Here is a 7,427-nt window from a genome sequence, read left to right on the forward strand (position 1 = left end):
CAGTTCCTACTCGGCCCCGCCGCACCCGGTGCGCATCGATCCCGACGGCACGGTCGTACCACTGCCGTGCGTTGAAATGCCCACGCTGCCAGGAGGGGTGACTGAAGTAGACGCGGTCACCGAGGACGGCACCGCCGTGCGATCGTGGCTGACGCTGCCGGAGGGGGACGGGCCCGCGCCGCTCGTGCTGTGGATCCATGGCGGCCCGCTGGGAAGCTGGAACGCCTGGCACTGGCGCTGGAATCCCTGGCTGCTGACGGCGCAGGGCTATGCCGTCCTGCTGCCGGACCCGGCGTTGTCGACCGGCTACGGGCAGGACTTCATCCAACGGGGTTGGGGTGCATGGGGATTCGCGCCGTACACCGACCTGATGGCGGCGACTGATGCGGCGCTCGCGCATCCGCGGGTTGACGAGACGCGCATCGCGGCAATGGGCGGGTCGTTCGGCGGCTACATGGCGAACTGGATTGCGGGCCACACCGATCGCTTCGATGCGATCGTCACGCACGCGAGCCTCTGGGCGCTGGACCAGTTCGGGCCGACCACCGACGGCGGCTATTGGTGGGCGCGGGAGATGACGACCCAGATGGCCGAGAAGAACTCGCCGCACCGACACGTCGGCGCGATTTCCACCCCGACCCTGGTGATCCATGGCGACAAGGACTACCGGGTGCCGATCGGCGAAGGCCTGCGGCTGTGGTTCGAGCTTCTGACGCAGTCGGCGCTACCCGCCGCCGACGACGGCACCAGCCCGCACCAATTCCTCTACTTCCCGACCGAGGGGCACTGGGTGCTGGCGCCGCAACACGCCAAGATCTGGTACCAGGTCGTCCTCACGTTCCTCGGTCGTCACCTTCTCGGTCGGGACGTAGGGCTTCCCGAAACGCTCGGGTGACGCCTGCCGGTAGCTTGGGGCGATGACCGCAGCGCAGCGTGAGTTCGACATCGTGCTCTACGGGGCAACCGGGTTCGTCGGCAAGCTGACGGCCCGCTACCTCGCCAACAACGGCGGGCGGGCGCGCATCGCACTCGCCGGTCGATCCCCGCAGAAGCTCCTCGCGGTGCGCGAGACGCTGGGGGAGGCGGCGCAGTCGTGGCCGCTCATCCAGGCCGACGCCAACACGCCGTCCACGCTCAACGACCTGGCCGCCCGCACGCGGGTCGTCATCAGCACCGTCGGCCCCTACACCAAGTACGGGCTCCCGCTCGTCGCTGCGTGCGCGGCGGCGGGCACTGACTACGCGGACCTCACCGGCGAGACGATGTTCATCCGCAAGAGCATCGACCTGTTCGACAAGGAGGCCGCAGACAACGGCGCCCGCATCGTCCATTCCTGCGGATTCGATTCCGTTCCTTCGGATCTCACGGTGTATGCGCTGTACAAGCGCGCGCTCGCCGATGGCGCCGGTGAACTCGGGGAGACCAACTTCGTGGTCCGCGGCTTCGCAGGCGGCGTGTCCGGAGGCACCGCCGCGTCGATGATCGAGGTCATGGCCACCGCGTCGGCCGACCCCGAGGCACGGCGGGAGATGGACGACCCGTACACCTTGACCACGGACCGGGCCGCCGAGCCCGACTTCGGCCACCAGTCCGACACCCCGTGGCGGCGAGGTCGCGAGATCGCCGCCGAACTCGGCGGCATCTGGACGGGGGCCTTCCCGATGGGCGCGCCGAACTCTCGCATCGTGCGACGCAGCAACGCCCTGCTGGCATGGGCCTACGGCCGCAAGTTCCGATACACGGAGAACATGAGCGTGGGTTCCTCGGTCGTGGCACCCGTCGCCGCGGCGGTGGGCACCGCGGTCAACGCCGCCGTCGTCGGCCTGGGCAGCCGGTACTTCGACAAGGTGCCGCGCGGCCTTCTGGAGCGCATCTTGCCCAAGCCGGGAACGGGCCCGAGCGAACGCGCCCGCGAGAACGGGCACTACCGCGTCGAGACGTACACCACGACGACGACCGGCGCCCGCTACCGAGCCACGATGGCGCAGCGGGGCGACCCCGGTTACAAGGCGACCGCGGTGTTGCTTGGGGAGTGCGGCTTGGCGCTCGCCCTCGACCGCGACGCGCTCTCGGACCTCCGTGGCGTGTTGACGCCCGCGGCTGCACTCGGCGACGCCCTGCTGACCCGGTTGCCTGCTGCCGGCGTGACGCTGGAGACCGAACGCCTCGACTGAGACGCATCGCTGGGGTGGCGATCGGGTGGAGCGGAACGCCTGTGACACGAGATCGGTGAGGCTAGTGTCGCAATCGCGCTCGTGCATTCCAACGATGAAGGTGGACAGGTCATGGCTGGTCTCGACGAACTCTTCAACGAGATTCCCACGCAACAGATTGCAAGCAAGCTGGGTGCCGACGAGGCCGAGGTGAACAGCGCGATCCACACACTGGTCCCGCTCCTCCTCGGAGGCCTGCAGCAGAACGCCCAGGATCCAGGGCACGCATCCAACATCGAGAACGCGGCGAGTACCCATGCCGCCAGCGGACTGCTCGACGGCGGCGTGAGCGTCGACCAGGTCGATGAGACCGATGGCTCCAAGGCGATCTCCAAGATCTTCGGTGGCAACGACACGGGACAGGTCGCTGCGGCGTTGGCGGGCGGTGGCGCAGGCAACGGCGACCTGCTCAAGAAGCTGCTGCCGATCCTGGCGCCCATCGTGCTCGCCTACATCGGCAAGCAGTTGACGAAGGGATCCGCCCCCGCGGCGCCCGCCGAACCACAGGCGCAGGCCGCGCCGAGCGGCGGTATCGGCGAGATCCTGGGCAGCATCCTCAGCGGTGCGGCAGGTGGCGGAGGTGGCGGTGGCAACAACAACCCGCTGGGCAGCATCCTCGGCGGCGTGCTGGGAGGCGGCCAGGGCGGCGGGGGACTCGGGGACATCCTGGGTGGGCTTCTGGGAGGGAAGAGGTAGCGCGGGCTTCTGGGTGAGAAGAGGTAGTCCTCCGCGAGCAGACACGAACGCGCTCACACACCCGGCGTGTCGGGGGGTTTTACGTCTGCTCGCGAACTCTTCCTAGACTGTCCAGGTGACCGTCAGCCCGAAATCCGCAGATAGCCCAGGGGTGCAATCCCTACCCAAGTCGTGGGATCCGGCTGCGGTAGAGTCCGAGCTGTACCAAGGCTGGGTCGATGCGGGCTATTTCCAGGCCGACGCCTCGAGTGAGAAGCCGCCGTATTCGATCGTGCTGCCGCCGCCCAACGTGACCGGCAGCCTGCACATGGGCCATGCGCTCGACCACACACTGATGGACGCCCTGACCCGCCGCAAGCGCATGCAGGGCTACGAGGTGCTTTGGCTGCCGGGCATGGACCATGCGGGCATCGCCACTCAGAGCGTCGTCGAGAAGCAACTCGCCGCGGACGGCAAGACGAAGGAAGACTTCGGCCGTGAACTGTTCATCGACAAGGTCTGGGACTGGAAGCACGAATCCGGCGGCACCATCGGCGCGCAGATGCGCCGCCTCGGCGACGGCGTCGACTGGAGCCGGGATCGCTTCACGATGGACGACGGCCTCTCGCGCGCGGTGCGGACGATCTTCAAGCGGCTCTACGACGCCGGTCTGATCTATCAGGCCGAGCGACTGGTGAACTGGTCACCCGTGCTCGAGACGGCGATCTCGGATCTCGAGGTGCGCTACGACGACGTCGAGGGAGAGCTGGTCTCCTTCCGCTACGGGTCCATGGACGACGCGGGCCCTCACCTGGTGGTGGCCACCACCCGCATCGAGACGATGCTCGGTGACACCGCCATCGCCGTGCACCCGGACGACGAGCGATACCGGGAGCTGGTCGGTCAGACTCTTCCGCACCCGTTGGTGAATCGTGGCATCATCGTTGTTGCCGACGCGCACGTCGACCCCGAATTCGGCACGGGCGCAGTCAAGGTCACACCCGCGCATGATCCGAACGACTTCGAGATCGGTGTGCGCCACAACCTGCCGATGCCCTCGATCATGGACACCAAGGGCCGCATTGCCGGAACCGGCACTCGATTCGACGGCATGGATCGCCTCGACGCGCGTGTCGCGGTCCGCGAAGCACTTGCGGCGCAGGGTCGCATCACCGACGAGAAGCGGCCCTACCTTCACAGCGTCGGCCACTCCGAACGCAGCGGTGAACCCATCGAGCCCAGGCTCTCACTGCAATGGTGGGTCAACGTCTCGCCGTTGGCTGCCGCGGCCGGTGACGCAGTCCGCAACGGCGACACCGTGATTCATCCGGCCAGCCAAGAGCCTCGTTGGTTCGGCTGGGTGGACAACATGCACGACTGGTGCATCTCACGTCAGCTGTGGTGGGGGCACCGCATCCCGATCTGGCACGGCCCGGACGGTCAGACGGTCTGCCTGGGACCGGACGAGACGCCGCCAGAGGGTTGGGAGCAGGATCCCGACGTGCTGGACACCTGGTTCTCGTCGGCACTGTGGCCGTTCTCCACGATGGGCTGGCCCGACCGCACTCCCGAGCTCGAGAAGTTCTATCCCACCAGCGTTCTCGTCACGGGGTACGACATCCTGTTCTTCTGGGTGGCCCGGATGATGATGTTCGGCACCTTCGTCGGCGACGACGACGCGATCACCAGCGGACGACGACGCGGTCCGCAGGTGCCGTTCGAGAACGTCTTCCTGCACGGTCTCATCCGCGACGAATTCGGCCGCAAGATGAGCAAGTCCAAGGGCAACGGTATCGACCCACTGGACTGGGTGGACACGTTCGGCGCGGACGCATTGCGGTTCACGCTGGCGCGTGGAGCCAATCCCGGCGGCGACATGTCGATCGGCGAGGACCACGCCCGCGCATCGCGCAACTTCGCCACCAAACTGTTCAACGCGACCAGGTTCGCGCTGATGAACGGGGCGGCGCCCGCGCCGCTACCCGGCGCCGACGAACTCACCGACGCGGACCGTTGGATCCTCGGCAGGCTGGATCGAGTTCGCGCCGAAGTGGATTCGGCGTTCGAGAGTTACGAGTTCAGCCGTGCGTGCGAGTCGCTGTATCACTTCGCCTGGGATGAGTTCTGCGACTGGTACCTGGAATTGGCCAAGGTCCAGCTCGCCGACCAACCGAACGGGCCGACGAACGCCGTGCTGGCCGCCGTCCTCGACACCCTGCTCAAGATGCTGCACCCGGTGATGCCGTTCGTCACCGAGACGTTGTGGAAGGCATTGACGGGGGACGGTCCGGGTTCCGAATCACTGGTGATCGCCGAGTGGCCGGAGCACTCCGGCCACGCCCTCGATGGTGTGGCGGGCAGCCGCATCGCGGACATGCAGAAGCTCGTCACCGAAGTTCGTCGGTTCCGCAGCGACCAGGGACTCAACGACAGACAGCGAGTGCCCGCGCGACTGATCGGAATCTCCGAGGCGGACCTGGTCACCCAGGTCGCCGCGGTGACCTCGCTGGCGTGGCTCACCGACCCCGCGGACGGGTTCAATCCGTCGGCCGCCGTGGAGGTCCGGTTGTCGCACGGCACCGTGCTCGTCGAGCTCGACACCTCGGGCACCGTGGACGTGGCGGCCGAGCGGCGACGGCTGGACAAGGACCTGGCCACCGCCGAGAAGGACCTGGCCCAGACCACCGCCAAGCTGGGCAACGAGGAGTTCCTGGCCAAGGCGCCCGACGCCGTTGTCGACAAGATTCGGACCCGGCAGCAGGTCGCCGGGGAGGAGGTCCAGCGGATCACGGCTCGCCTCGCGGCGCTCGCATGAGTGGCCCAGCGAGTAGCGGAGCGGATCGCGCATGACTACAGCCGAACCGACGCCCGACGAGGTCGCTTCACTGCTTCAGGTGGAGCACCTGCTCGACCAGCGCTGGCCCGAGACGAAGATCGAGCCGAGCACGACGCGGATCGCCGCGTTGATGGAACTGCTCGGGTCACCTCAGCGTGGCTACCCGAGCATCCACGTGGCAGGCACCAACGGGAAGACGTCGGTGTCGCGGATCATCGACTCGCTTCTGACCGCGCTGCACCGGCGCACGGGCCGAGCCACCAGCCCACACCTCCAGTCCGCAGTGGAGCGCATCTCCATCGACGGCAAGCCGATCACCCCCGCGCAGTACGTCGAGACCTACCGCGAGATCGAGCCCTTCGTGGAACTCGTCGACACGCAGTCCGAGGCTGGGCTCCTTCCTGGGGGGCCAGGCCCGCGGATGAGCAAGTTCGAGGTGGTGACCGCCATGGCGTTCGCCGCCTTCGCCGACGCGCCGATCGACGTGGCTGTCATCGAGGTCGGACTGGGCGGCCGGTGGGATGCCACCAACGTCGTCGACGCCCCCGTCGCGGTCATCACGCCGATCGGCATCGACCACACCGAGTATCTCGGTGACACCATCGCCGAGATCGCCGCGGAGAAGGCCGGGATCATCAAGCGCCAAGCCGAGGACCCTGTCGCCCCCGGGATCGACCTGAGCACCGTGGTGATCATCGGTCGACAAGCACCTGAGGCGATGGAAGTCGTTCTGGCAGAAGCACTCCGAGCCGATGCCGCAGTGGCCAGAGAGGATTCCGAGTTCGCGGTGCTGCGCCGCCAGGTCGCCATCGGGGGCCAGCTGCTCGAACTGCAGGGACTCGGCGGTGTCTACCCCGAGGTCTTCCTGCCGCTGCACGGTGAACACCAGGCCCACAACGCACTGATCGCGCTCGCCGCGGTCGAGGCCTTCTTCGGGGCGGGGGCCGATCGCCAACTCGACGTCGACGCGGTTCGCGAGGGCTTCGCCGCGGCCACCAGCCCCGGCCGGTTGGAACGGATGCGCAGTGCGCCCACCGTGTTCATCGACGCGGCCCACAATCCGGCAGGCGCCGCCGCCCTGGCCAAGGCGCTGGCCGACGAGTTCGACTTCAGGCACCTCGTCGGCATCGTCTCGGTGATGGCCGACAAGGACGTCGACGGCATCCTGGCTGCGCTCGAGCCGGCCTTCGACCAGGTGGTGGTGACCCACAACGGCTCGCCGCGCGCGATGGACGCCGACGGTCTCGCACTGCGCGCCGAAGAGCACTTCGGCCCCGATCGCGTGCTCGTGACGCAGACACTTCCGGACGCCATCGAAACCGCGACCGCATTGGCCGAGGAGAACGGAAACGACGACGGCTCCGTTGAGGGGTTCTCGGGAACGGGCATCGTCATCACCGGGTCGGTCGTGACCGCGGGTGTGGCCCGCACCCTCTTCGGACGGGATCCCTCGTGACTGAACCGGCCGGACGACAGGCAAGCGCCCCCGACCCGTGGAAGAGCTTCCGTGGCGTCATGGCGGGCACGCTGATCCTCGAGGTCATCGTCGTGTTGCTCGCGCTGCCGGTTGTCTCCCACTCCGAGGGTGGGCTGACCCCGCTCAGCGGCGGGTTCCTCATCGGGTTCGCGGCGGTCCTGGTGCTGTTGGCCGGGATGCAGGGGCGGCCATGGGCGCTGTGGGGCAACCTCGCGATGCAGGCGGT

The 7,427-nt window shown here is 67.8% G+C and carries 6 protein-coding genes; all 6 read left to right on the top strand.

Annotation, left to right across the window (positions count from 1 at the left end; genetic code table 11):
- Window positions 1-895, top strand: an 895-nt coding sequence (locus QOI01_RS36080; protein ID WP_526389037.1) for an alpha/beta hydrolase family protein, incomplete at its 5' end; no start/stop codon positions are given.
- A 22-nt stretch (window positions 896-917) separates the two neighbouring features.
- Complete coding sequence (locus tag QOI01_RS36085; RefSeq protein WP_526389039.1) at window positions 918-2,174, top strand: saccharopine dehydrogenase family protein; 1,257 nt, start codon at window positions 918-920, stop codon at window positions 2,172-2,174.
- A gap of 111 nt (window positions 2,175-2,285) precedes the next feature.
- Window positions 2,286-2,909, top strand: coding sequence for a DUF937 domain-containing protein (locus QOI01_RS36090; RefSeq protein WP_526389041.1), 624 nt, complete (start codon window positions 2,286-2,288; stop codon window positions 2,907-2,909).
- A gap of 115 nt (window positions 2,910-3,024) precedes the next feature.
- On the top strand, window positions 3,025-5,703 hold the full coding sequence (locus tag QOI01_RS36095; protein ID WP_526389043.1) for a valine--tRNA ligase: 2,679 nt from the start codon (window positions 3,025-3,027) through the stop codon (window positions 5,701-5,703).
- A 31-nt stretch (window positions 5,704-5,734) separates the two neighbouring features.
- Entirely contained in the window at window positions 5,735-7,180 is a 1,446-nt protein-coding gene (gene folC, locus QOI01_RS36100) for a bifunctional tetrahydrofolate synthase/dihydrofolate synthase (RefSeq protein WP_526389044.1), read from the top strand.
- 59 nt (window positions 7,181-7,239) lie between these two features.
- A partial coding sequence (locus tag QOI01_RS36105) for a DUF4233 domain-containing protein (protein ID WP_526389046.1) occupies window positions 7,240-7,427 on the top strand: 188 nt, incomplete at its 3' end.

It is taken from the genome of Mycobacterium sp. (genome assembly GCF_032162605.1).
Lineage (GTDB): Bacteria > Actinomycetota > Actinomycetes > Mycobacteriales > Mycobacteriaceae > Mycobacterium.